At 56.7% G+C, this 1,051-nt stretch carries 2 protein-coding genes and 1 tRNA gene; 2 read left to right on the top strand and 1 reads right to left on the bottom strand.

Translation table 11 applies throughout. The annotated features are described in order from the left end of the window. Positions 1 to 269: DICT sensory domain-containing protein (locus NW844_RS12885; protein WP_414336220.1), on the bottom strand; the 269-nt coding region annotated here is incomplete at its 3' end. 154 nt (positions 270 to 423) lie between these two features. Here NW844_RS12885 and NW844_RS12880 point away from each other — a divergent pair. Continuing rightward, positions 424 to 882 (top strand): 2TM domain-containing protein, encoded by a 459-nt coding sequence (locus tag NW844_RS12880; RefSeq protein WP_414336218.1) that lies wholly within the window; start codon positions 424 to 426, stop codon positions 880 to 882. 95 nt (positions 883 to 977) lie between these two features. Further along, positions 978 to 1,048 (top strand) — tRNA-Gly (locus NW844_RS12875). Positions 1,049 to 1,051 lie beyond the last annotated feature (3 nt).

Raw genomic sequence — 1,051 nt, 5'->3', positions numbered from 1 at the left:
GCCAGCACAAACACATCTTGGGCAACCGCGCTGATGCGACGGTAGCGCCGCGCCTCCTGGCGGTAGTAGCGCTCTTTTTGAAAATTGGCGAACACCCACGGGGATCCCTGACCTTGCAACACCTGATCCTCGATGGCACGGCTAAGGGCAACCAGAGAAGACTTGAAATAAAGCTGCGGGCGCAGATGGGGCACGGCCTGTAGCAGATCGCTCAATAGGGAAGTCCGACTCTGACGGCTCTGGCGGGATCTAGGGCGGGTAGAAGTCATAGCCCTATTGGCAAGTTCGGTTGGCAAGGAGTAACTTAGCCGTGGAGAAAGCGCCTGGCGGGCTGGCCTAGGTTTAGTCTAGCGGTTGGCTTCTGCAGCAAGGCGAACTTAACGAGCTGCAAGATCTGGCTAACTTGGACTAAGAATTGTAAAGTTGCGTGTAGACTCAATGTCGGGATCCCGGTACAGCCAAGAAGACGTGCAGCAGATCCTCCAGCGGGCCATTGCCCGCCAGCCGCGCCTGGGCGAGTTTACCCGCGCCCAGTTGCAGGAGATGGCCGCCGAACTGGGGATCTCACCCCAAGAGCTGGACTTGGCCGAGCAGGAATGGAAGGCTTGGCAAGAGCTGAACAACCAGCATCGCGAGTTCCAGCGCTACCGCCGTCAGCAGTTCTACCAATTGCTGGGCCGATATGCAATTGTCAACAGCTTTCTGCTGGGCTTGGACTGGCTTTCCGGCGGGGGGCTATCTTGGTCGCTGTTTATACTCATGGGCTGGGGCTTGACAGTTTCTCTTAAGGGCTGGAACGCCTACCAGACGGAGGGGGAACGCTACGAGAAAGAGTTCCGCCAGTGGCAGAAGAAACGTAAGAAGCAGCTCCAGCGTCGATGAGAAACATCTCGTCTCTCTGCTTTGAGCAGAGGTGGTCTTAGAAAGAGGCTAGCGGCAAATGCTAGTATAGGTACTTGGCAGAGGCAGATGCCTGTGCGGGCGTAGTTTAATGGTAAAACCGCAGTCTTCCAAACTGCTGTTGTCGGTTCGATTCCGTCCGCCCGCTTCC

Source organism: Synechococcus sp. H55.2, from assembly GCF_047462495.1.
Classification (GTDB): domain Bacteria; phylum Cyanobacteriota; class Cyanobacteriia; order Thermostichales; family Thermostichaceae; genus Thermostichus.
This window is presented reverse-complemented; position numbering and strand designations above follow the sequence as displayed.